This window comes from Mucilaginibacter xinganensis (genome assembly GCF_002257585.1).
GTDB lineage: Bacteria > Bacteroidota > Bacteroidia > Sphingobacteriales > Sphingobacteriaceae > Mucilaginibacter > Mucilaginibacter xinganensis.
The window spans coordinates 3,070,255-3,094,476 of sequence record NZ_CP022743.1; the positions used below are offsets into that span (position 1 = coordinate 3,070,255).

21 protein-coding genes are annotated in these 24,222 nt (G+C 41.2%); 12 read left to right on the top strand and 9 right to left on the bottom strand.

What is annotated here, in order from left to right:
• Nucleotides 1-26: 26 nt before the first annotated feature.
• The 7 genes from MuYL_RS23460 to MuYL_RS13550 form a co-directional block, all read right to left on the bottom strand.
• On the bottom strand, nt 27-188 hold the full coding sequence (locus tag MuYL_RS23460) for a hypothetical protein (protein WP_170309753.1): 162 nt from the start codon (nt 186-188) through the stop codon (nt 27-29).
• A gap of 42 nt (nt 189-230) precedes the next feature.
• Complete coding sequence (locus MuYL_RS13525; protein WP_094571082.1) at nt 231-1,088, bottom strand: universal stress protein; 858 nt, start codon at nt 1,086-1,088, stop codon at nt 231-233.
• Between the two features lie 89 nt (nt 1,089-1,177).
• Entirely contained in the window at nt 1,178-1,615 is a 438-nt protein-coding gene (locus MuYL_RS13530; protein ID WP_245845539.1) for an Hsp20/alpha crystallin family protein, read from the bottom strand.
• Between the two features lie 92 nt (nt 1,616-1,707).
• Entirely contained in the window at nt 1,708-2,925 is a 1,218-nt protein-coding gene (locus MuYL_RS13535; protein WP_094571083.1) for a PAS domain-containing sensor histidine kinase, read from the bottom strand.
• 201 nt (nt 2,926-3,126) lie between these two features.
• Nucleotides 3,127-3,579 (bottom strand): pyridoxamine 5'-phosphate oxidase family protein, encoded by a 453-nt coding sequence (locus MuYL_RS13540; protein ID WP_094571084.1) that lies wholly within the window; start codon nt 3,577-3,579, stop codon nt 3,127-3,129.
• A gap of 404 nt (nt 3,580-3,983) precedes the next feature.
• On the bottom strand, nt 3,984-5,447 hold the full coding sequence (locus MuYL_RS13545; RefSeq protein ID WP_094571085.1) for an alpha/beta hydrolase-fold protein: 1,464 nt from the start codon (nt 5,445-5,447) through the stop codon (nt 3,984-3,986).
• Nucleotides 5,448-5,546: 99 nt separating this feature from the next.
• A complete protein-coding gene (locus MuYL_RS13550) occupies nt 5,547-6,140 on the bottom strand; it encodes a 2OG-Fe(II) oxygenase (protein ID WP_094571086.1) in 594 nt (197 codons plus the stop codon).
• 125 nt (nt 6,141-6,265) lie between these two features.
• On the opposite strand from MuYL_RS13550, the gene MuYL_RS13555 reads away from it, so the two are divergent.
• Nucleotides 6,266-6,550 (top strand): CHC2 zinc finger domain-containing protein, encoded by a 285-nt coding sequence (locus MuYL_RS13555; protein ID WP_094571087.1) that lies wholly within the window; start codon nt 6,266-6,268, stop codon nt 6,548-6,550.
• Here MuYL_RS13555 and MuYL_RS13560 read toward each other — a convergent pair.
• Complete coding sequence (locus MuYL_RS13560; protein WP_094571088.1) at nt 6,547-6,930, bottom strand: RNA recognition motif domain-containing protein; 384 nt, start codon at nt 6,928-6,930, stop codon at nt 6,547-6,549. The genes MuYL_RS13555 and MuYL_RS13560 overlap by 4 nt on opposite strands.
• A gap of 428 nt (nt 6,931-7,358) precedes the next feature.
• On the opposite strand from MuYL_RS13560, the gene MuYL_RS13565 reads away from it, so the two are divergent.
• Complete coding sequence (locus MuYL_RS13565) at nt 7,359-8,729, top strand: hypothetical protein (RefSeq protein ID WP_211710139.1); 1,371 nt, start codon at nt 7,359-7,361, stop codon at nt 8,727-8,729.
• Nucleotides 8,729-9,529, top strand: a complete 801-nt coding sequence (locus tag MuYL_RS13570) for a peptidoglycan recognition protein family protein (RefSeq protein WP_094571090.1) — start codon at nt 8,729-8,731, stop codon at nt 9,527-9,529. Before MuYL_RS13565 ends, MuYL_RS13570 begins: the two co-directional genes overlap by 1 nt.
• Before the next feature lie 111 nt (nt 9,530-9,640).
• On the opposite strand, the gene MuYL_RS13575 is transcribed toward MuYL_RS13570, so the two are convergent.
• On the bottom strand, nt 9,641-12,622 hold the full coding sequence (locus MuYL_RS13575; RefSeq protein ID WP_094571091.1) for a cadherin-like beta sandwich domain-containing protein: 2,982 nt from the start codon (nt 12,620-12,622) through the stop codon (nt 9,641-9,643).
• Nucleotides 12,623-12,912: 290 nt separating this feature from the next.
• On the opposite strand from MuYL_RS13575, the gene MuYL_RS13580 reads away from it, so the two are divergent.
• The 9 genes from MuYL_RS13580 (at nt 12,913) to topA (ending at nt 24,217) form a co-directional block, all read left to right on the top strand.
• On the top strand, nt 12,913-14,049 hold the full coding sequence (locus MuYL_RS13580) for a porin (RefSeq protein ID WP_094571092.1): 1,137 nt from the start codon (nt 12,913-12,915) through the stop codon (nt 14,047-14,049).
• A gap of 10 nt (nt 14,050-14,059) precedes the next feature.
• On the top strand, nt 14,060-15,037 hold the full coding sequence (locus tag MuYL_RS13585; RefSeq protein ID WP_094571093.1) for a PstS family phosphate ABC transporter substrate-binding protein: 978 nt from the start codon (nt 14,060-14,062) through the stop codon (nt 15,035-15,037).
• An 88-nt stretch (nt 15,038-15,125) separates the two neighbouring features.
• The gene (pstC, locus tag MuYL_RS13590) at nt 15,126-16,019 is read left to right on the top strand and encodes a phosphate ABC transporter permease subunit PstC (RefSeq protein ID WP_094571094.1); all 894 of its coding nucleotides are present in this window, start codon (nt 15,126-15,128) and stop codon (nt 16,017-16,019) included.
• Nucleotides 16,016-16,861 (top strand): phosphate ABC transporter permease PstA, encoded by an 846-nt coding sequence (gene pstA, locus MuYL_RS13595; protein WP_211710140.1) that lies wholly within the window; start codon nt 16,016-16,018, stop codon nt 16,859-16,861. Before pstC ends, pstA begins: the two co-directional genes overlap by 4 nt.
• 1 nt (nt 16,862) lies before the next feature.
• The gene (locus MuYL_RS13600) at nt 16,863-17,624 is read left to right on the top strand and encodes a phosphate ABC transporter ATP-binding protein (RefSeq protein WP_094571096.1); all 762 of its coding nucleotides are present in this window, start codon (nt 16,863-16,865) and stop codon (nt 17,622-17,624) included.
• A gap of 431 nt (nt 17,625-18,055) precedes the next feature.
• The gene (gene proB / locus MuYL_RS13605; RefSeq protein WP_094571097.1) at nt 18,056-19,135 is read left to right on the top strand and encodes a glutamate 5-kinase; all 1,080 of its coding nucleotides are present in this window, start codon (nt 18,056-18,058) and stop codon (nt 19,133-19,135) included.
• Nucleotides 19,129-20,379, top strand: coding sequence for a glutamate-5-semialdehyde dehydrogenase (locus tag MuYL_RS13610; protein WP_094571098.1), 1,251 nt, complete (start codon nt 19,129-19,131; stop codon nt 20,377-20,379). The genes proB and MuYL_RS13610 overlap by 7 nt, the downstream gene beginning before the upstream one ends.
• Nucleotides 20,380-20,546: 167 nt before the next feature.
• Nucleotides 20,547-21,635, top strand: coding sequence for a tRNA 2-thiouridine(34) synthase MnmA (gene mnmA, locus MuYL_RS13615; RefSeq protein ID WP_094571099.1), 1,089 nt, complete (start codon nt 20,547-20,549; stop codon nt 21,633-21,635).
• Nucleotides 21,636-21,823: 188 nt separating this feature from the next.
• Entirely contained in the window at nt 21,824-24,217 is a 2,394-nt protein-coding gene (topA, locus tag MuYL_RS13620) for a type I DNA topoisomerase (RefSeq protein WP_094571100.1), read from the top strand.
• Nucleotides 24,218-24,222: the final 5 nt, after the last annotated feature.

Here is a 24,222-nt window from a genome sequence, read left to right on the forward strand (position 1 = left end):
AAGAACAATGCTCATCTGGCATTTTATTAAAATTTAACGCCTCTTTTTTTCATCTCGTCCGCCAGCTTTCCTGTTATGGGCCTGCATGAACAGTTTTTTTGGTGTTCCAGGTGCCATGCAACCCGTTGTTCAAAAGTTGGGTTTGAAGGCATGGGATGTTTTAAGTGCCATTCTTTGTTTATTTTCATACCGTAATATCTTTAAAAAAAGGTTTATAACGGATTAGTTTTTTAGTGGGAGGGCATCACCAGCAAAGGTATTTTAATGTGGCCTGCCATTTTTTGAGTATGGCTGCCGTTTATCAACCCTTCGAAGAAACTATGCTTCCGGTGCATCATCGCTAAAACATCAATATGGCCATGTTCGCATAACCAATCAAGCGCGCCGTCCGGTTTTTCGGCTAATACAACCCGGTAATGGAGATGCGGGTAATTAGCCTTCTCCGAAATTTCAGAAAGAAAACTGCCCAACCATTTTTCAAATACAGGAGTATGTTTTTTTTCATCATGAATATGTGTAACCAGCACCTGGGCGTTTAGCGGCCTGATCAGGTTTATCAATTCATAAATGGCCTGCATTTCCTTTTCGGGGTCTTTAAAATCTGTAGCAAAAGCCACTTTTTTTATGGGAGTGATAGTAGTTGATGCCGGTACCAGCAACAAAGGGCGGGTTGTATCGTCAATTAAACGGCGGGTATGGTTACCTATTAAAAACTGGCTTAACCCATTTATCAGGTGGGTACCTACAACTATAAGTTTTATTTTATTTTTTTCAGCTATTGCATTTACAACGTCAGCAACAGCACCAACTTCGTTAACACAGCTAATATGTGGCTTAAAAACATGTTTGCTACCCGCCTGTTCCAACTGATTTTTAAGCAAAGTCAATTCATTCGCGTTATCTTTCAGCAGCTCATCGTATTCATATATCGGCCAGGTTACAAAACCTGCATCAGGGACTTCGGCGGGGACAATAAACGAGTTGCATAAAATTAAATTTGCACCGAGGCTTGAAGCAAGCATATATCCGTAATTGGCGGCATGTTTAGCATTGGCCGAAAAATCAGTAGCTATCAGTAGGGTTTCCATGTGATTTAATTTATTATGCTAAATAGGATAGCAGGCTGCAGAATTTGATTTAATATCCCGGCAAATAAAACCTGGATATTAACCGGGGATCAGTCTATTTTTATTTCTCTATGTGCCGGTAAGTCCTTTCCCGACTTTTTCAATTCAACGCTCAATAAACCATCACGATATTTTGCGTTAATATCATCTTCTTTTACATTCTCGGGCAGGTTAAATATCCTGGTGAATGAAGAGCGCGAAAATTCCCTGCGGGTGTAATTTTCATTTTCTTTATTTTTTTCATAGATGGTTTCGGCACTTATGGTTAACACCCCGCCATCAGTGCTGATCTTAAAATCTTCTTTTTTAAAACCCGGCGCAGCAAGGTCTAATTGGTAATGGCCTTTCTTGTTAATAATATTAACGGCAGGCAATGTTTCACCATCGAAAAAGGGCTTATTAAAAAACTTGTCTGCATTCCAGAAATCTTCCATCATTGATCCTAATGATGGGAACCCCTTTTTTTTTGATTTTACTAAAGTTGACATAGGAGTAATATTTTAAGTTTGTGATGTAAAATTCAGCAGTAATACGCAACTAAACCATGATTCCGGTCAGTCAAATCTGTGATTTACGTCACTTAAATATCACCGGCATTATCCGGCAACAGCAAAGTATTTAAAGGAAAAATTACATTGAAATTGGTATAGCCTTCTTTACTTTCAAAAGTCACTTTGCCGTTCATTAGCTCAGCATATCGCTTTACAATATTTAATCCTAATCCGGTGCCCTGGATTTCACCCGTGTTGCCGGCCCTGAAAAAAACCTCAAACAGGTGATCCTGGTCTTCCCTGGGAATGCCGATACCATTATCCGTTACAGAGATTCGACACATTTGATCATTTATTTCTGTTTCAACAGCAATTTTACCAAAGCTGCCGGAATATTTTATGGCATTTGATAACAGGTTGTAAATACAATGTTTAAGCAGATTACTATCGAGTTTTATTTTAGTGGTTATACCGTTATGTACATAATTAATTACCTGGTGCGGATTAACCTGTGCCTTCATTTCCTGTATAATGTCTGTCATCAACTCAACCATATTAACGTCTTTGTACTGAGGCTCCAATTGACCAATTTCAATTCTTTCTACCGACAGAAAATCATCTAAAATAGCCGTTAAATATTTTACCGCGTTTTTAATTTTGTTGATATGGCTGAATATTTTTGCTTTATTCAAACTATCAAAGTAGCGTTCAATCAGCGAAGCTGACAATTGGATACTGCTGAGCGGCGTACGAAACTCATGTGATGCAATAGAAACAAACTGAGTTTTTAATTTATTAACCTCCTTTTCCTTCAACAATGAGGTATAAACCTCCTCCTTTGCCTGTTCGAGGGTTTTAACTATATTGTTTAGAAAGCTAGTCCGCTCGTCAATAATTGCCTCAAGGCCGGCAGTATAGTGCTGCCTTTTTTCTTCGGCATCTTTTCTATGACTCAAATCGTGAATCACACCCGTGTACATAACCTTACCGTTATATTTCAACTCGCTTACAGCCAGCCGCATCGGGAAAGTTGATCCATCCTTTTTTTTACCAACCACTTCCCTGCCCTTCCCGATGATTTTAGCTCTCCCGGTACTTTCATAAAGTTCAATGTAATTTTGATGCAGGGCCCCATCTCTGCCTGGCATAAGTGCACTGATATTCTGGCCCTTTAAGTCGCTATTTGTGTAGCCGAACAAATTACAAGCGGAAGGGTTCGCCAATAACACACACCCATTCCTTTCGATGATTATAATGCCATCAACAACATTTTCAATAACTGCTTTAAACAGCTCAATTTCTGGCATAACAATACAGGCATTGTTTAAATTGGAGATACAAAACGATAATTTTACCCGGAGATAAGCACCGTGGTTACAAAAATGTAATTAACAGGTGTAATTATAAATGACGATTGTTACTTATAATCATGACGAATGTCATAATCTAAAAAGGAAAGAAAAGTAAGGACTACCAGCAGGTAGTTAGTATATTTTGTTCAAAGTGTTTTAACTTGTTTCAAAGCGACCGGTTTTATGGTTTAACGTTATTTTATAAACTATTAGTTCTTTTTTGTTGCCAATATCGCTTTCATTCGCAGTAATGCCATGCGAGGGATGGTTTGTTTTACTGTTCATCAATGGCATCACTTTCATAATGAGTTTTCGCATCACGCCTTCCTGTTCTTGCATATCGGTTACTTCCTCAAACTTACCCCAGGCAATTACACTTTGCCAGTTCACAATTGCCTCAATTTTATCCACTTCAAAGCATACATCGGGGTTCTCCCGCATCTTTTCGATCTTCATTCCCTGGGCTGAATGAGCATAAACCACTGAATTTTCATATAAATAATTTATCGGAACAATGTAGGTTACGCCACCAGAATGGCAACCTATCCTGCCAACTGCCTGGTTAGTTAATAACTCTTCAATTTGTTCGTTATTTAGTTCTCCTAACATAATTTTTCCGATAAATACTTATTAAAATTAAACAGCCGGCTTAAAATTTCGATGCTCAAAAGTAAAAAGCACGCTCTATTTAGCAAATGATAACAATCAGCTATTTACCTGACCATCATCATCCCCCCCTTTAAATAGTTGTGGCTATTTTGAATTATAAACGCTTTAACAGCACTCCTGTTTTTCAATTGTCGAATTTAAATTAACAGGAGAAAACACATGATGATCAAAGCGTAATGGCTAAGTATTACAATAGGGAATCGTTATTAAATAATTTTTATCTGTCTTTATAATATCACAGCTTTTAATATGCACGGGGCTTTAGCCATCCTAAAACTCAAAACAAATAAAAAGGAAGGCCTAAAAACCTTCCACACTCATATAAATGTACTTTTTATGCTTATTTATTTTGTTTTAGCTAACCACTCCTTGTATTTTAATGCCAGGAACTGGTTGCCATCTTTCATATACTCAGGTGATGAAACCGTGAAATGATCACCAGGGTAATAGGCAAATTGGAAAGTTGAGTTTAATTTCTTCATCTCCCCTTCCAACATGGTTACCGCATAATTCAACAGGAAATTATCCTGCCTGCCTACAGAAATTCGCAGCTTACCATCAAGATCAGGCTTTAGCTGTGCCCAGTTGGTTCTTAAATACAGGGAGATGTCGTAGTTCTTCCAGTGTGAAACTACAGCGGTGTCAATTTCGCCTGTAACGCTGTTGCATATACTTTGCGGCCAGCCATCGCTTCCTTTTTTACTGAACACCGCATTAAATGAATGCATCTGCTCGCCCCTATAAATCACCTGCTCGGCTTTGTAAATGTTCTTCATGGTTACCCATGGAAAAAAACCGGCTATAGTTGCTACATTATTTAAGGTGCTATCTTTACCGTAAAACATGCTTTTATCGGTATATAAATTAATTTTCTGAAAACTCCTGAAATCAACCGGGTCGGGAGAGCTTGACCAGCAGCCGTCAAAAACCTTTGGATAATGGGTTTGCAGCCAGGCTACAGTCCAGCCGCCGCTGCTGTGGCCTGTCAACAATTTCGCACCGTTACACCGGTATTGCTTTTCCAACTGCGGAATCAGCTCCGTTGTAAGCGCATCTCCCCACGGACCGTTGTTATCGCTATTGGCGTACACACTGTGTCCTAAAGGGCAGTTTCCATCGAGATAAACTGTTATTACGGGAATGGTGTCAATAGGGCTGCCGGGTGTAACCGACCCCGAATAACGGTGATAATCGCCGCCAAACCCCGACACTTTGAACAATACCGGGAATTTGCGGTTAGTTTCAGTAAAATACTCCTTAGGAAGAATAACGGCGGCATCAACCGTTACGGGTTTGCCATGAAATTTACTTAATAGCGCAGAGGGTGCTTTCAATTCTTTTACAAACTGGGTTTCTTTAAATTCCGATACCGGGATCACTTTATCGGCAAACAGGTGGTAATTTGTTTTTGTGTTTTTATCTACAGTAAGTTTTACCGGGTCGCTGTAAATATTTCCGGGGCTTTCTGCTATTGAGCGGCCGCCCAGGTTTTTGTCCCATACTATTTGTGCGTAATACTCGCCGCGTTCCAGATCTGACAAAGCAACAGGATACGAAGTAGCTTTATCATCAATTTTTACGGTTGCACCCGGTTTTAAATTTTTAACGTACACTGAAAAATAGGCTGTAGATCCAAACCCAATCATCCCGCTTTTAGGAATCTTACTATCTTTCGACATGTACAATATAACATAGCCGGTAAAAGGCTGATCAGATGCAGCGGTGGCGTAACCGACTTCAAACTGCTGTGAAAATGAGTTAAAAACGACCAGCGGGAGCAAGAAAATACTGAACAGAATTTTTTTCATTGTGAAATTGAAGCTAATAAAAGGTCTAAGATATTTCATTTTCTGTTGTTTAAACAGAATTATATTCAAAAAACAAGGGCGACTTTATACGGGGCAGGGTTAATCGGTTTTAAGCCAGCCGGTAATACTCATGCGGGGCTTATTTGTTTTTAATACTTCATGCTCCAGTTCAGTACTTTTAAAAAAAACGCTTTTGCCGTTTTGAGGTTCAATATCCTGTAAATTTCCAGGTTGATAAATCCTTAGCTCACCCCCATCTGCCTTCACCCAATCCTTATTCAGATACATGATCATGGAAAAGGCGCGGTTGCCGTTATGTTTGAAACTGTCGAGGTGCCTTCCGTAAAAACAGCCTGTCTCGTATAAAGCATAGTGAAATTCGTACCCGGTAATACCTGCGTAGCAAGTACGGTTCAAATAAGCCACAAACAGGTCAACCAAATCGAAGAAGGCGTTTTCATGCGGATCATTATGCAGTCTGTCCAGCCAGTATATCTTATCACTCCTTAACAAAGTATCAAAATTCACCACCTTATTATTCCCGGTGCCAGCGAAAAGCAGTTGTCCTCCGTTATAAAGCTGGTGCAGGTTTTGCGTTAAATGGCCGCAAAGCAGAACGCTTAAAAAGTCCTTAGAGATACCTACACTACTGGTTAGGTAACTATCAATCATTTCATCAAATATCAGCTCCACCTGGTGAAGGTAGGGCTAATATAATAGTTAAGATTATTTATTGTGGAGATTGCTAACTATTTGCCAACAACACTTAAATTTTCAACAATCAACCGGTTAGGTTTGCGCTACAGTTAAGGTTGCTTATGTTTGCAGCATACACCATGTCGCCAGAATTTATACAAACACAAACGGATATAACCAGGATTATTTCACGACACCTTAAGCTTGAAGAAGGTAGACGGATTTTAAAAGGAAATTGCCCCTTTCATGCAGATCATTCAGACTCATTGATGGTATCGCCTGTTAAGAACATCTTCAAATGTTTTGGCTGCGGCAAAGAAGGCGGACCTATTGAGTTTGTAATGGCAATGGAAAACATGAGTTATGACGAAGCTGTAAAAAGCCTTGCTTTGGAATTTGGTGTTTAAAGAGGCCTGCGGGGACGTTTCTTTTTCTCGTAACTGCCGCCGCTATTATTACTACTGCCAAAGCTGCTGTTACCCCTGTTTCCGTCGCTGGAAAATGGCCTCGGAGCTGACGAATAACCACGTACAGGTACAACTGGTTTTTCTTCCCTGATCTTAACGTTTAACTGCCTGCCGCCAACTTCGGTTCCATCAAGTGCTTCAACGGCCCTTTCGGCACCATCTTTATCAACCATTTCAACAAAGGCGTAACCCTTGCAAATCCGGGTCTTTTTGTCGCGTACAATTTTAATGGTGCTTATGTCACCATGCAACCCAACGAGCATCGCTATGTCAAGTTCCGTGAAATCAAGCGGGAAGCCCCCCACAAATAATTTTATCATAAATAGAAACAGTAATGCGCAAATATAACTATCTGACCGATTAATGCAGCCTCAATATTTTATTAAGGTTAAGTAATATATGGAGACCAAGTGCTATTAAAACAACTATGTTATTGGGGTAAGCAAAAATTACTGTTTACTTAGACTCAGTCATTAATTAAGCTTAATGCTTTTTAATAAATGCTTTAACTCATTTTGAGGCACAATTGCCTTTTTTAGTGTGGCTAAGCCTCTGCTGAAAATAAATATTTATAAACACTTGCTAATCAATATATTTTGTCAGATATTTATTTATAATAATATCAAACCTAATATCACTAATAATATATTACTGAGCACCAACTATCCGTAAGGCATACTTAAACAGATACATCACCTATAAACTTAATCGCACCAATATGTTAGGATCAAACATTCTGGAGGTTGCTATGGGATTAATCTTTGTATTTATCCTGGTGAGCACAATTTGTACAGCCATCCGCGAAGGAATTGAGGCTAAACTTAAAACCCGTGCGGCCTACCTTGAACGGGGAATCCGTCAATTACTGCATGACACTGACGGCACCGGCCTTGCCAAAGCTTTTTACAATCACCCCCTGATATTCGGCCTTTTTAATGGTGAGTATAAAAAAGGAGAAAGCGGCGATAGCGATAAAGGCCCTGACCTGATGGCCAGCGGCAAGAACCTCCCCTCCTACATTCCATCAAAAAGTTTTGCCGTTGCCCTATTGGATATTGCAGCCAGGGGCGTTACCGGCGATGATGCAACTGATGTCGCAGCAGCCGAAGCTACTACCGGAAGCCCGGTTATTACGTTAGACGGCATCCGCAAAAACGTTACAAACATGCCAAACAGCCCCGTGCAGCAAATCTTGCTCTACGCCATTGATAATGCGCAAGGCGACATTAATAAGGTACAGGCCAGTATTGAAGATTGGTACAATAGTGGTATGGACAGGGTGTCGGGCTGGTACAAGCGTTCAACACAGTGGATTATTTTATGGATCGCCCTTATAGTAACTATTGCGTTAAATGTAAACACCATTAAGGTAGTAAAATATCTTGCAAAAAACGATACACAGCGCAAAATGCTGGTAGCCAGCGCAGAGTCGGCGGCTAAAGACACCAATAAAACAGTAGGTTATAAGGACGCTCAGGCAACGCTTGATACCTTAAAACTTCCTTTGGGCTGGGATAATGAGGCGCTTACATCGGCAAGAATGGATCCAAAGGAGCCTGATAGCTTTTGGAATACGTTTGCCGGACCGCTATTGGGTTGGCTTATTACTGCCTTTGCAGCCACACTCGGCGCTCCTTTTTGGTTTGACATGCTAAACAAGGTTATGATTATCCGTTCAACCGTTAAACCTAATGAAAAGAGCGGCAACGAAGCATCGCGGGATCCTCAAACACCCCCTGCGCCGGTAATTAATATCAATAATGGCCCGTCACAAGCGGAAGGAGATAGCAAAGGTGGCAGCACGGCTGCTGCGGTACCGGCTCTTACAGAAACGGTAAAGGCTGCGGCTGATGCCGGTATAACAGCGGTACAAAAAAAGACAGCAGAAGTAAAAACATTAAACAAACTACCGGAGGTAGCGACAACTTCGACAACAGGTGGCACCGGAGCAGCTCCGGGAGGCGAAGATGGCAACGCGGCCGGGGACTTTACACCACCACCGCGTGATAACCCGCCTGTAACGGATACCGATAACAGCGAAGCAGACGGATGCGACGTAGATGCAACAGACTTAACGGGAGATGAAGATCTGCCGGAATCTAAAGGAGGAATACAATAATGGCATTTTCATTAACATGGCTGCCGGATGTTTTAATAAACGCCGGTTTAAAAGTGGCCTTATCGCCAGGTTGGGAAAGCCGGGGCCACGGCGAAATGAGCGAAGTGCGCGGCGTAATTTGCCATCATACGGCAACGCCCGGCAAAAACAGCGGAAATATGCCGACGCTTAAAACGCTGATTGTTGGTCGGCCCGATCTGTCGGGTCCGCTGGCACAGCTTGGTCTTGGACGCGATGGAACCTATTACATAGTTGCCGCGGGCAGGTGTTTTCATGCTGGTGCCGGCGAGTGGCAAGGCACAACGAGCGGTAATTCGCACTTTATAGGCATTGAAGCCGAAAATACCGGTGGGCACGATGATACTCCGTGGCCGGCCATTCAACTGGAAGCTTATCACCGCGGCGTTGCTGCCATACTTAACCACATCGGCAAAGATGCTTCTTCCTGCGCCGGGCACAAGGAATATGCATTGCCTAAAGGGCGCAAATCAGATCCTGACTTTGATATGGATACCTTTAGGGTAGCGGTAACTGATATATTAAACGGTACCGCCCCCGCTCCAGCCCTGATCCCTTCTGTTACACCTGCTACCGCCTCCAAACCTGCAAGGGCGACATTGCGGCGCGGCCTGGATAACAACCCTGAACTGGTTAAAATTGTACAAACAAGACTTGGCCTCACCGCTGATGGTAATTTAGGCCCTAAAACCGAGGCCGCTATCAGGGCCTTTCAAAAGGCACACGATATGGTGCCCGATGGTATTGTTGGCCCCAAAACATGGCAGGCCATTGCTCCCTGATATAATTCAAATACAATAGTGATAAATAGTTGGCAGAACCCGGCTTGCGCCGGGTTTTGATTTTTTCCGTTACTGTGCTATTTGTAAATCCAGGCAGGATACTTAAAAATATCAATATCGTAACTCCAAAAAACCTGTTTTACGCCTTATTTGTCCATTTGATATGTATTTAATCAAATAGAAATAGGTACCGGCTATCTGCAATGCGCCTGTTTTACCTGAATGTCCATCAAATGCCTGGGTACTGTTATTATATCCTTTCGCCTCATATATTATTTCTCCACTCCTGGAAATTATTGTTACCGTGTTATCAGGGTAACTTCGAATTCCATCTATTTCAAGGAAATCGTTTATACCGTCACCATTGGGCGACAACATCGGGCGGATTCTTACTTCATCGCCATCGGCATCGGTTATTTCCAAAGGCACGGTTACACTTAATGCGGGCTTGTAATTAAAATCACCATCTTGTAATGCTGTGACAGAAATTTTGCCCAGATGGGACAATTTTAAATCTGATCCATATAACGTGGCAATATCAGAATTTGATGAAACAAATTTAACTGGTAAGCCTGAACTTGCCGTCGCAATAGTTTCCAATCCATAAGATGTTCCGACTAATTGCCTGGGGATATCCTTAAAAGTTATTGTTTGATTGGCCTTATTTATATTTAAAACCTGGTTTTGAAATGGTATATCAGTGTAGTTACTATCAGGTGCCACAGTTGCTGTTATGGAGGTGATGCCCGCCCCGATAATATGTACCTGGCCATTTACTATATTAATCAATGACCGATCATAATCATTGTAAATGACGGGCTCGCCTGAACTTGCTGTAGCCCCTGCAGCAAAATCGGCATCGCCATAGGTTTTGTTTTCTATTGTACTAAATAAGAGTGTACGTGTAGCAGGTATAATATCAAGAATACCTTTTACATAATTAAAGGTGTAATTGTTTGAACCTGCACCTGTTGGTGTTATATCGTATTTACCTATAGGCGACACGACTGTAGCGGCAGTTGATGCTATAGATTGACTGGTTAACGTTGTAACGTCATCCCTATTTACAAAACCTTTGTAACTTATAATAAAAGGTAAATTATCGTCACCATATTTTTTGATCTGATTATCAGCAATTACATTTAAATTATGCTTATTCACTGTTAAAGTTCTACTTTGAACCGGAATATTATCGTAGTTAGTATTAGAGTCCAACGTAGCGGTTATGGATGTTGTGCCTGCTCCAACAATATGTATTTTACCATTAACTATGTTAATTGTTGATGGGTTATAATCTTTATAAATTACAGCTTCACCTGAACTGGCTGTCGCGTTGGCATCAAAATCTTCATCACCATATATTTTGGTTCTTATCTCGTTGAACGTAAGTGTGCGGCTCACTTTGTTTACAGTTAAACTACGACTTACGCCGACTGCAACAGTGTAATTAGTATCAACCAGCTGAGCCGCTGTAATATTGACTGTTCCAGCGCCTGTAATGTGAACATTGTTTCCAATAATGGTTGCTACTTTTACATTATCACTGGTGTAACTGATAGGTATTTGGGTATCAGAACTTGTAGCTGCAATTATAAAATCGGGATCCCCATAGTTTTTAACGGGCAACACCGGAAAAGTTATCACCGGATTATTTAGGGTTCTAATTATTGTTAAATTATAGGTCTTAGTCGAAATACCGTCAGGTGCCGTTACTTTTATTGAAATAGCATTAGGACCCGCCACCAAAGAAATTGATAAAGATCCCTGCTCTGACAATACACGCGTCCCGTTAATCGCTATTTTGGACCCACTATCAAGTGTCACCGGCATAACTGTAAGAGATAGTGTACTGTTACTGGCAAAAGCGGTGTAATTGGTTGTACCTGCTGCAAACGATGGGTATAAATTGCCCGATTTAAGTACAATATTTGCAAGATCTGCGTTGCATGATAACGTGCGTTTTACATTTAAATTATAAGTCATGGTAGTTAAGCCGTCCTGAGCGGTTACCACTGTCTTAATAATATTTTCGCCCATGTTTAAAGGCAGGCTTTTCGATAAGGATCCTGATATGAGTCCGTCACCATTCACTGCCACTTTAGCAGCACCATTTGCTGTGGTTGGCGTTACTTCTATAGTAGCATTGTTGAGATCAGATGTCAGATTCGGCGTAAACATAGCTTTGGAATAAATTGCTTCAGCTATTTTAGTTTCACCTTTTAAATTTGGGTGCAAGTGGTCTCCCCTGTCATATAAAGGCAACATTTGATTCGGACTTCCAGGATCAACCAAAACAGAATAAGTATCAATAACGTAATCTACATTCGCAGCTCCGGGTATCCATGCGTTCACTTCGTCCTCTACAGATTGCGCTTTAGATGTCCATTTTCCATAACCTTTAAACGGGGTTACTGTAAGGGCAATTACTTTTAAACCGGCATTATGAGCTAAATTATACATTGTTTGTAAATTCTTTTCTACGCCAGAAGAAGAAACGCCATTCTTTATGTCATTGACGCCAGCCATTATAATTACATATTCGCCAGATCCATTTGTAACCTCCGGAAATCTTTTAATCATGTTATTAGTTATGTCACTTCCGAGACCGAGGTTTACAATTGTGAAAACATTATTTAATAATGATGAAAGAGCGGACTGGTATTCATCAAACGCAGTAATACTATCGCCCATAGTGTATATAATATGATTTCTTTTAATATCAGTAACAGTTGCGGTATAATTGATTAGGATGCTTGAAAATGACGGGCTGAGTGTGCCCCCACTTATGGTGAGATTGGTGAGACTTGCATCTGCCGATAAGTCATGAGTTACATTTACAGTATCAGTGTTGGCGGTATTGCTTGTATCTAAGATTTGTACAGGTAAAATATAGGTTCTTTTAAAAATTACCGGAAAAGGGAACAATTCCGCTGCACCCGCATTCCAGGTTCTTGCAACATTGGGTATTCTGAAAACAGTAGCTTCCGCAGTAATTCCCGGAAATAAAAGAACCGCTGATGTTAGTAATAAGTTTCTTAGTAGTAAAGTAAAAAAAACATTTAACGCATTAAAGAAAAACAATTGCTTTGACATTAAAAAAGTAGTTCAAATTAAAATTAAGGGGATATTGCCAATAAATATTCAAATATTTTTCCTTTAAAGTTGTAAATAAAAATAATTAACAATATCTTTACACTACTAAATAGGTAGATATAATATACATTAAACAAAAAATGAAAACTTTAAAACTTAACCTGTACTTAACCAACAATGCAGGCCCTTATCTCCAAGCCTCAAAATTATACATGTGTTGTTGTTGATATTTCCTTTCAAAACGCATAATTCATAGTATTCACCCAAACTTTCATGTCTAAAAACAACAAATGAAATTACCTTACGTAATCAGAACTGTATTTCTATTAAGCATACTTTTCAGCTCACTTGCTTCAAAAGCACAGCAAACTGAAGATCTCTTGAATCTTCTAATCAAAAAAAATGTTTTAACGCAACAGGAAGCCGATTCTATTCGTGCCGATGAGGCAATTAAAGAACAGGCAAAAAAAGAGAGCTTAGCAAACCGCCATGGCATCTCCATAGGAAAGGCCCTGCAAATAAGCGGCCTCGTTCAGGCACGATACCAGGGATTTGAACAATCAACCGTCAATAACTCTTTTGACCTTCGCCGTGTACGACTTGATTTGCGTGGTAACATAACCGATAGCTGGTCGTACGATATTTACACCGAATTTGGCGGTACGGGCGTAAAACTGGTTGATGCTTTTGTGGCATACACCGTTGCCGATTACTTAAAATTCTCAGCCGGCCAGTTTAAAATTCCTTTCTCTGTAGAAAGTTTAACATCCGATTCGCAACTGGAGTTTTCTGACAGATCGCAGGTAGTTGAGGCGCTTGCTTCCAGGACTAAAGATGTAATCGGAAATTCAAACGGTCGCGATATCGGGGTTCAGGTTAGCGGCAGTTTCGCAAAAATCGATGACTTTTATTTATTTGACTATTCATTGGGTTTGTTTAACGGTGCCGGGTATGATGTAACGGGAGATAACAATAACCACAAAGACCTGAGCGGAAGGCTGAGCATCCACCCTGTTAAAAATCTATCTGTGTCTGCAGATTTTTATAACGGGCAGGGTAACTACGGAACGCCCGCTATCAATCAAAAAAGAAACCGTACCGGTATTGATGCCCGCTATGTTTGGAAGGCATTATCGCTAACCGCCGAATATGATAAAGGCACCGATGGTACCATAAAAAGATCAGGCTGGTATGGACAAGCCGCTTATTTTATCCTGCCAAAACACCTTCAGCTTGCTGCGAAATATGATAGCTACGACCCAACTCAAACCAGTTTAACTGACCGTACCAACTGGTACACCGGCGGCGTAAACTATTATTTTAACGACTGGACAAGGCTTACCGTTGATTACACTATCCGCCGAGAACAAACTTTAACGCAGGTAAAAAACAACCTGTTAAATGCTCAATTACAAATAGTATTTTAAATTAAACATCATGAAAAACACAATATTCAGACAACGGGCGCTGATTGCCGGCGCAGTTGCATTGGCTACCATAACAACTATTTCTTCTTTCACCAAACGTAACTTCCCTAAGCCAGCTGACGATTTGGAGGGAACCATTAGCATATCGGGAGCATTTGCCTTATACCCTATTACGGTAAAGTGGGCCGATGAATTTAAAAAGATTCATCCAAATGTTAAGTTCAACATTTCGGCCGGGGGCGCCGGTAAAGGGATCACCGACGCATTGTCTGGCCTGGTGGATATTGGCCTGGCTTCACGGGATATTGATCCTGCTGAGGTTAAGAAAGGTGCATACACCATTTATGTAACAAAGGACGCCGTGTTGCCCACTTTTAACACGGCTAACCCTGATGCCGCAGCATTATTAGCGAAAGGCGTTAAGCGCGATCAGTTCCTGAACATATTTGTTACAGGCAATATCAAAAACTGGAACCAGGTAGCAGGTAAAGTATCTGTCCCCATCCATGTTTACAATCGTTCAGATGCTGCGGGTGCCGGAGAAACCTGGGCAAAGTATTTCGGTAAAAAGCAGGAGGATTTACTGGGCGTAGGCGTTTATGGCGATCCCGGGTTGGCACAGGCCGTAAAGAAAGACGTGACAGGTATAGGGTATAATAACATAGCCTACCTGTACGATTTAAAGACACGTAAACAGGTTGCGGGTGTTCATGCGTTGCCAATTGATGTAAATGGCAACGGTAAAATAGATGCTGACGAAAATTTTTATGACACTGTTGACCAATTGACAGATGCAATTGCCGCAGGTAAGTACCCATCGCCGCCGGCGCGTAATCTTGGCTTTTTATTTAAAGGAAAACCAAAGAAGAAAGAATTGATTGAATTTGTAAAGTTTGTTTTAACCACCGGCCAAAAAGATGTTGACGAAAACGGATATATAGCGCTGTCAAAAGCAAAAATCCAGGAGGAACTAAAGAAAGTTAACTGAGTTGAATGGGTTGATTGAGCGAGTGGCTAGTCCTGGACAACTCCAACTTAATCAACCCAATCAAACTTGATCAACTCAATCAACTAAGATGAACACACGCTTAATTAAAGATAAAATATTATCAAAACTGATGCTGGTTTTTACACTGGCATCAGTTTCTTTATTAGTGATAATAGGGATTGGCTTATATTATAAATCCATTCCAATTATCCATCGGCTGTCGTGGGGAGAGCTCATTACCTCAAGCATCTGGAAACCACTGAAAGGCCTGTTTGGCTTTTTTCCGTTTATAATGGGCACATTATGGGTAACTGCAATAGCCATAATAATTGCTTTACCGCTATGCCTGCTTACTGCGCTCTATATTGTTGAGTACGCGCCAACAAAAATCAAGCGGGTGCTTACCCCTTTTGTAAATCTATTATCCGGTATCCCACCTGTAATTTTTGGTGTTTGGGGGGTGCTTTTTATTATTCCGCTCATTCAAATATATATCGCACCTCATTTTGTTGAATTTTCAACAGGGTACAGCGTTTTGGCCGGTGGAATTGTTTTGGCAGTGATGATCTTCCCGCTGATAGTAAGCATCATTAGTGAAGTATTGCGAACTATTCCGCAGGAACTTAAAGACGCGTCACTCTCACTTGGCGCTACCAAATGGGAAACTATAAAAAAGGTGATCCTGCGCAAAGCCTTGCCTGGAATAATTGCAGCAACGGTATTAGCGATATCCCGTGCTTTTGGCGAAACTATAGCTGTACTAATGGTTTGTGGTAATAATGCAGCTGTACCACATTCGGTGTTTGATCCGGGATACCCGCTGCCTGCGCTTATTGCAAATAATTATGGCGAGATGCTTTCAATTCCCCTGTATGATTCGGCGCTAATGTTTGCAGCGCTGCTTCTTTTTATAATTATCCTATTGTTTAACATCATATCACGGGTAATATTATCCCGGTTGGAAAGGAGACTTTCCGCGTGAAAAAAAGAAAATTTGAAGAGTTGTTTTTCCGTGTGCTAATGGTATTGGCCACTATAATTGTTGCGGGAAGCTTTTTCCTGATAGTGGGCACCATTTTTTTTAAGGGAGTGCCCTATATGAACCTGGATATGGTAACCAAAACACCGGGCGGTGGTTTTTATATTGGAAAAGAAGGTGGCATCCTAAATGCAATTATAGGCTCATTTTATGTAGCAGGCGGCGCAACCATACTTGGGTTGGTAATAAGCATCCCGGTGGCTATATATATTAACCTGTACATGGACGGCAAAAGGTTTCTATCAAATACTATCCGCATGGCATTTGATGTATTGTTTGGTATTCCGTCTATAGTATACGGCGCCTTTGGGTTCCTGATTATGGTATATTTCGGTTTGAGAGCTTCGCTATTAGGCGGTATTATAGCGGTAACCTTACTGGTTATCCCAATATTGGTACGCACCCTTGACGAAGTTATCCGTACTGTGCCGTTTGAATTGCGTGATGCAGCCCTTTCACTTGGTGCAACGCGGTGGGAAACGGCTAAAGTGGTATTGAGGCAAATACGACCGGGAATTTTCACAGCCATCCTGTTATCATTCGGCAGGGCCATTGGCGATGTTGCGTCGGTATTGTTTACCGCCGGCTTTAGCGATAACGTCCCTACATCGTTACATGAACCTGCTGCTACCTTGCCGCTTGCTATATTTTTTCAGTTAGGCAGCCCGGTTGAAGAAGTGCAGGGCCGGGGTTACGCTTCAGCGCTCATCCTAACAATTATTGTATTAATAATCACCGTTTTATCAGATATTCTGATAAAACGGTTTTCAAAACATAAGATCTGAAATGACTAAAACTCCACATATTAGCGTACAACACCTGGATGTGCACATAGGTAACCAGCATATACTAAAGGATATCAATATAAATATTCCGGACAAAAAAGTAACGTCTATCATAGGGCCCTCGGGCTGCGGTAAAACAACATTATTAAAATCATTTAACCGGCTTTGGGATAATACCGCCGATGTTAAAATTACAGGCAAGGTTTTAGTTGATGGTGAAGATATTTACGATCCCAATGCCGAAGTAACCCATATCCGCAAAAAAATGGGACTGCTTTCGCAACGCCCCTATCCTTTGCCGATGTCAATTTACGACAATGTAGCTTACGGGCCACGCATTCATGGTATCCGTAAAAGGCAGGTACTTGATGAACTGGTTGAGGAACAGTTAAAAGCCACTGGGTTATGGAATGAAGTAAAAGACCGTTTAAATACTTCTGCTACGCGTTTATCAATTGGTCAGCAGCAGCGCTTATGCCTGGCACGCGGACTTGCAGTTGGCCCGGAAATTATTTTAGGAGATGAATCGACCTCTGCACTTGACCCGGTTTCGACAGCGATAATTGAAGATCTATTTATCAGCCTGAAAGAAAAATACTCTATTGTATTGGTAACGCATATCCTCAGGCAGGCACGCCGGGTGTCGGACTATATCATATTTGTTTACATGGGTAAGATCATTGAATTTGGGCCGACTGAAGAAGTTTTGCTAAACCCAAAGCAAGAGCTTACTAAAGAATACGTGAAAGGATACATAAGTTAATGCGATAAATTAACTTCAGTTCGATATCATAATTAGTGAAACATTCTGATTATAAGTCACTTATATCTTTTTAATCCTTGATAAATACTTAAATAATTGATAATCAGTATTTTTCACTTTGTTCCGGGTGTTCCGTTTATAAAAATGGAACGCTTTGCCGGCGTGTAGATACCCAAAATCACGCTTTGCCTCAACCCTATTGGAGGAGAGCTTGGAAGTAAGATGATCGTTTTCCCGTGCCGAAATCACTTTAAAGTAACCTATTTTAGATTAATAAATGATGGAATTATAATATTTTATACCAATTTATAGATAAAATAAGTACAAAAAAGTTAATTTACCCCTAAATAACTGTTGACTTTACCCTAAATTATATAAAAACCGCAATTTTTAACATATTTTGCCTTATATTGCACCATTTATTATCATAGATGGCCTATAATTACCAAAGAATCATTATTAAGATCGGGTCGAATGTATTGACCCAAAAGGATGGTTTGCCTGATCACAATCGTATTAATCACCTCGTTGAGCAAATTGCTAAAATTAAAAAAAAGGGTATTGAAGTGGTATTGGTTTCATCCGGGGCTGTAGCTTCAGGAAGAAGTTTAATCACTATCTCAGAAAAATTCGATTCTATTGCTACCAGGCAGTTATTTGCCTCTATAGGCCAGGTTAAGCTGATCAACACTTATGCCCAGCAGTTTGAAAAGTATAATATTCTTTGTTCGCAGGTATTGGTAACTAAAGAAGATTTTAGGGACAGGCTGCATTACCTGAATATGAAAAACTGTTTGAAGATCCTCTTGCAGCATCATGTTATCCCGGTGGTAAATGAAAACGATGTGGTGTCGGTTACCGAATTGATGTTTACTGATAACGATGAACTGGCCGGCCTGATTGCCTCGATGCTGAATGCCCAGGCGCTGATTGTGTTAACTAACGTAGATGGTATTTTTGATGGCAACCCGGATATAGAGGGCGCAAAAGTAATTGAGGAAGTAAGTGGAAAACCTATTGATTTTTCAACCTTTGTAAGTACCGGGCACTCTCAGTTTGGTCGAGGCGGTATGATCACCAAATCAAACATGGCTCAAAAGACGGCCCAATTAGGAATTGCAGTTCATATAGCTAATGGCACAAAGGAAAATATTCTGGTGGATGTGCTTGATAACAAGGTTGCACATACATATTTTGTACCAAACAGATCGGCATCCGGGAAAAAGAAATGGATAGCGCATGCAGGCAATTTTGCCAAAGGCATAGTGCAGGTTAACGAAGGTGCAAAAGCTGCGCTTACCTCTGCAAAAGCGTCAAGCCTGCTCCCGGTGGGTGTAATTAATATTATATCTGCCTTTAAAAAAGGTGAAATTATTAAGCTTGTTGACGAAACGGGTAAGCCTATTGGTTTAGGTATTGCAGAATATGGATCTGACAAAGCTGCCGAAATGATGGGACAAAAAAATCAAAAAGCGCTGATACATTATGATTATCTTTACCTGGAATGTTAAATAGTTATAAGTCATATTTTGAGAATGCCCGTTCCGCCGGCCGGAAAATTGTCGCTCCTGATACGATCAACCGTGTTTTGAATGCGGTTGCAGATGAGGCGTTGTCGCAAACTGATTATTTATTACAGGAAAATCAACGCGATCTTGATCTGATGGATAAAAAAGATCCAAAATATGATCGTTTAAAATTAACAACAGAACGTATTGCTGATATAGCAAAAGAGATACAGAATATAGCTGCATTGCAAAGCCCCCTGGGGCTGACGCTCTCTGATAAAACAATGCCTAACGGCTTACAAATTTCCAAAGTCAGGGTACCGCTTGGTATAGTCGGCGTTATTTATGAAGCCAGGCCAAATGTCACTTTCGACGTTTTTTCGCTTTGTTTTAAAACCGGGAACGTTTGTATTTTAAAAGGAGGCAGTGATGCAGGTTATTCAAATAAAGCTATTATTTCGGTTATTCACAAGGTTTTATCAGATCATGAAATTGATGTAAATAACGCAATATTGCTCCCTGTTGAGCGCGAAGCGGCTGATGCGTTACTAAACGCTGTTGGCTATGTAGATGTATTGATCCCCAGGGGAAGCCAGTCGCTGATAGATCATGTCAGGAACAATAGCAAAATACCCGTTATTGAAACAGGTGCCGGCATAGTACATACCTATTTTGATGAATTTGGCGATGTAGAAAAAGGAGCCGCGATTGTATTTAATGCAAAAACCCGCCGGGTAAGCGTATGCAATGCGCTTGATTGTTTAATTGTACATTACAGCCGTCTGCGAGATCTGCCTAAACTGGTAAAACCTTTGGGTGAAAAAAAAGTAGCACTTTACGCCGATAAAACCGCTTTTACCATTCTTAAGGGCCATTATTCGGATGGCTGTTTAAATCACGCCCGGCCCGAACATTTTGGAACCGAATTTTTGGCTATGACAATGGCTGTGAAAGTTGTTGAAAGCTTTGAAGAGGCGCTGGAGCACATTGCTTTGTATGGATCTAAACATAGCGAAGCGATAATATCGGAGGATGCGGTAAGGATAGAAACATTTTTAAACCAGGTTGATGCCGCTGCTGTTTATGTAAACGCGTCAACAGCTTTTACTGATGGTGCACAGTTTGGGCTGGGGGCAGAAATTGGAATAAGCACGCAAAAATTACACGCCAGGGGGCCCATGGGACTGGAAGAATTAACCAGTTACAAATGGATTGTAAAAGGCAGCGGGCATATCAGAACGCCGTAAACTATGATTACTCGTCAAACTTTAAATTTATATGAAATCTATAACTATTTGATATTAAATACAAATTGATAAAAACTAATTTGTAAATTTTTCAAATCCATTCATTTGACGGTAGCTTGACCAACACAAGGCTTACTTAAAAATCAAAAAGTTATCTTTGCAAAATTATGAGTAAGCACGGCAGGATCTTAGTGGCGATGAGCGGAGGGGTTGATAGTTCGGTGGCGGCAGTTATGCTGCATGAGCAGGGCTATGAAGTAATTGGTCTCACCATGAAAACCTGGGACTACGCCTCATCCGGCGGAAGTTCAAAAGAAACCGGTTGCTGCAGCCTTGACAGCATTAACGACGCACGCGCACTTGCCGTAGGTTATGGCTTTCCACATTATATATTAGATATAAGAAGTGAGTTCGGTGACTTTGTAATCGACAATTTTGTTGATGAATATCTGGCTGGGCGCACTCCTAACCCATGCGTTTTGTGCAATACTCATATTAAATGGGAGGCGCTGTTAAAACGCGCTGACAAATTGGATTGCGAATATATTGCAACAGGGCACTATGCCAATATTCGTTTACAGGACAATGGCAGGTATGTAATTTCGAAAGGTAAAGATGAGAACAAGGATCAGTCTTATGTCCTTTGGGGCGTATCACAAAAAAATCTCGCCCGTACAAAATTTCCCCTGGGAAGTTTCTCGAAGCCAGAAATCAGGCAAATGGCCATGGATATGGGTCAAATTGAATTAGCCGGAAAAAGCGAGAGCTACGAGATCTGCTTTGTGCCGGATAACGACTATCGGGCCTTTTTAAGACATAAAGTAGGAGACCTTGAAGAAAGAGTTGCCGGTGGTAATTTTGTTTTAACAGATGGCACCATAGTAGGTAAACATAAGGGGTATCCATTTTATACCATAGGCCAGCGCAAAGGTTTGGGCATTGCCCTGGGCCATCCTATGTTTGTAACCAACATTCAGCCAGAAACTAATACCGTGGTATTGGGGACTGCAGATGAACTGGAACGCAAACAGGCATGGGTTAAAAACCTTAACCTGGTTAAATACGAAACCATTACAGAACCGATTGAAGCGGTTACTAAAATAAGATATAAGGATGCGGGCACTCAAAGCACTATCGTGCAAATGGGCCAGCACATGAAGGTTGATTTCCATCATTCTGTATCAGGGATTGCACCTGGCCAGTCTGCGGTTTTTTATGAAGGCAACGATCTGCTTGGCGGCGGATTTTTGATGTAGTTTAGCCTTAATAAGTTTTGGGCGATAAAAGTTTTTGTATTTAAAAATACACCTGTTTTAACTACCTTAATTTTATCAGTTGTAAGTGGTTAATCTTTACAGTAACCATCAACTTTAGAACCCTTTTCCCAAAAACAAATTGGCGTTTCGCTTTCTTTATGTTTTATTTGCAAAAAATAACTGCTTAAATGGCTAAAAATTTACTCATTGTAGAATCTCCGGCGAAAGCCAAAACCATCGAGGGATACCTTGGCAAAGACTTTACTGTTAAGTCGAGTTACGGGCATATCCGCGATCTGGTTAAATCTGATGATGCCATTGACATTGCTAATAACTTTAAACAAAATTATGAAGTACCTGCAGATAAAAAGCAGGTAGTTAGCGAATTAAAGAAATTAGCTAAAGAAGCAGATATGGTATGGCTTGCATCGGACGAGGACCGTGAGGGGGAAGCTATATCATGGCACTTGTTCGAGACTTTAGGGTTAAAAGATGCCACAACAAAGCGCATAGTTTTTCATGAGATAACTAAACCTGCTATTCTTAAGGCAATTGAAACGCCGCGAAAAATAGATTATAATTTAGTAAACGCACAACAGGCCCGTCGCGTGCTTGACAGATTAGTGGGTTTTGAACTCTCTCCTGTTCTTTGGAAAAAGGTAAAACCATCCCTTTCTGCAGGCCGGGTACAGTCGGTGGCTGTAAGGCTAATCGTTGACCGTGAACGCGAGATCAACAAATTCAAATCAGAGGCTGCATTTAAAATAGTAGCAATTTTTGGTAAAGGTAAAGAAGCTTTTAAAGCCGAATTGCCGGAGCGCTTCCCCAAACAGGAAGACGCTGAAAAGTTTTTGCAGGATTGCCTTGGTGCAGATTTCGACATAAAGTCGCTGGAAACGCGCCCGGCCAAAAGATCTCCTGCTGCTCCTTTTACTACGTCAACGCTGCAACAGGAAGCCAGCCGAAAACTGGGGTATTCTGTTTCACGTACCATGCAGGTTGCGCAAAAGCTTTATGAGGCGGGACATATTACCTATATGCGTACAGATTCGGTTAATTTATCTGATACCGCATTAAATGCTGCGGCAGACGAAATTGTATCGGCTTACGGAGATAAATACCACCAGCACAGGAAATATAAGACAAAGAGTGCGAGCGCGCAGGAAGCTCACGAAGCCATAAGGCCAACTTATTTTAGCAAGCACACGATACAGGGCGATTCCGGAGAGATGCGTTTATACGAACTGATCTGGAAACGCGCTATAGCATCACAAATGAGTGAGGCACAGTTTGAGAAAACCACTGCAAAGATCAGTATATCAACCCGTAATCAAGACCTGGTAGCGAATGGCGAGGTGATGAAATTTGATGGTTTCCTTAAAGTTTATCTCGAATCCAGTGATGACGATGAGGATAACGTGCAGGATGGCGAAAACGCAATGCTGCCTCCGCTTACAAAAGGGCAGCGGTTGGCGTTGCAGGAAATGTCAGCAACTGAACGTTTTTCCCGTCCGCCTGCCAGATATACCGAGGCTAGTTTGGTTAAAAAACTGGAAGAGCTGGGTATCGGACGCCCGTCAACCTACGCTCCTACTATTTCGACCGTTCAAAATCGCGGATATGTTGTAAAGGAAGAACGCGATGGAAAACAAAGAGCGTTTCGGGTTTTGACACTAAAAGGCGATCAGATAACGAAAGAAGAAAAGATTGAAAATACCGGTGCAGAGCGCGGAAAACTTTTCCCAACGGATATAGGCGCGGTAGTGAACGATTTCCTGGTTCAGCATTTCACAGATATTGTTGACTTTAACTTTACGGCGAGTGTTGAAAAGCAGTTTGACGAAATAGCCCAGGGCTTGAAAGAGTGGACAGATATGCTCCACAGCTTTTACACGCCATTTCATAAGGAAGTGGAGAACACTACCCAAACCGCCACTAAGGCAACCGGCGAACGGGAGTTGGGTGTTCATCCGGAAAGCGGCCAAAAGATCTCGGTAAGGATCGGTCGTTACGGTCCATTTGTACAGGTTGGTGAAAATGCCACCGACGAGGATAAAGATTACAAACCGCTTTATGCCAGTCTGCGTACCGGACAGAGCATAGAAACCATTACCATTGAAGAAGCACTTGAACTTTTCAAGCTGCCTAAAAAAGCAGGAATATTTGAAGATAAGGACATGACTGTTGCTATCGGCAAGTTTGGGCCATATATAAGGCATAACGGTTTATTTGTATCGTTACCAAAAGGGATTGATCCGCTTGATGTTACCGAAGAGCAGGCGATTGAACTTATTCTGGAGAAACGTAAAAAAGATGCTGAAAAACTTATCAGGGCATTTGATGAAGATCCTGCGATGAAAGTTTTGAACGGGCGGTGGGGAGCGTATATTGAATTTGGAAAACTTAACGTAAAAATCCCGAAAGATAAAGACCCCTTAACACTTACATACGATGAATGCAAAGCCCTGGCAGACGCTGCGCCAAAAGATGTAAAAAAAGGAAGGTTTGGTAAAACTGCAGCTGCAAGCCCGGCAACTAAAAAGGCCCCTGCTAAGAAAAAGGCTGTAGCAAAAAAGAAATAGATTAG

Coding starts and splice junctions, on each gene's coding strand:
- MuYL_RS13530 (WP_245845539.1), bottom strand. CDS start 1,615: ATGTCAACTTTAGTAAAATCAAAAAAAAAGGGGTTCCCATCATTAGGA.
- topA (WP_094571100.1), top strand. CDS start 21,824: ATGGCTAAAAATTTACTCATTGTAGAATCTCCGGCGAAAGCCAAAACC.
- proB (WP_094571097.1), top strand. CDS start 18,056: ATGGCCTATAATTACCAAAGAATCATTATTAAGATCGGGTCGAATGTA.
- MuYL_RS13535 (WP_094571083.1), bottom strand. CDS start 2,925: ATGCCAGAAATTGAGCTGTTTAAAGCAGTTATTGAAAATGTTGTTGAT.
- mnmA (WP_094571099.1), top strand. CDS start 20,547: ATGAGTAAGCACGGCAGGATCTTAGTGGCGATGAGCGGAGGGGTTGAT.
- MuYL_RS13570 (WP_094571090.1), top strand. CDS start 8,729: ATGGCATTTTCATTAACATGGCTGCCGGATGTTTTAATAAACGCCGGT.
- MuYL_RS13565 (WP_211710139.1), top strand. CDS start 7,359: ATGGGATTAATCTTTGTATTTATCCTGGTGAGCACAATTTGTACAGCC.
- MuYL_RS13575 (WP_094571091.1), bottom strand. CDS start 12,622: ATGTCAAAGCAATTGTTTTTCTTTAATGCGTTAAATGTTTTTTTTACT.
- pstC (WP_094571094.1), top strand. CDS start 15,126: ATGAACACACGCTTAATTAAAGATAAAATATTATCAAAACTGATGCTG.
- MuYL_RS13540 (WP_094571084.1), bottom strand. CDS start 3,579: ATGTTAGGAGAACTAAATAACGAACAAATTGAAGAGTTATTAACTAAC.
- MuYL_RS13555 (WP_094571087.1), top strand. CDS start 6,266: ATGTTTGCAGCATACACCATGTCGCCAGAATTTATACAAACACAAACG.
- MuYL_RS13580 (WP_094571092.1), top strand. CDS start 12,913: ATGAAATTACCTTACGTAATCAGAACTGTATTTCTATTAAGCATACTT.
- MuYL_RS13610 (WP_094571098.1), top strand. CDS start 19,129: ATGTTAAATAGTTATAAGTCATATTTTGAGAATGCCCGTTCCGCCGGC.
- MuYL_RS23460 (WP_170309753.1), bottom strand. CDS start 188: ATGAAAATAAACAAAGAATGGCACTTAAAACATCCCATGCCTTCAAAC.
- MuYL_RS13545 (WP_094571085.1), bottom strand. CDS start 5,447: ATGAAAAAAATTCTGTTCAGTATTTTCTTGCTCCCGCTGGTCGTTTTT.
- MuYL_RS13560 (WP_094571088.1), bottom strand. CDS start 6,930: ATGATAAAATTATTTGTGGGGGGCTTCCCGCTTGATTTCACGGAACTT.
- MuYL_RS13525 (WP_094571082.1), bottom strand. CDS start 1,088: ATGGAAACCCTACTGATAGCTACTGATTTTTCGGCCAATGCTAAACAT.
- MuYL_RS13600 (WP_094571096.1), top strand. CDS start 16,863: ATGACTAAAACTCCACATATTAGCGTACAACACCTGGATGTGCACATA.
- MuYL_RS13585 (WP_094571093.1), top strand. CDS start 14,060: ATGAAAAACACAATATTCAGACAACGGGCGCTGATTGCCGGCGCAGTT.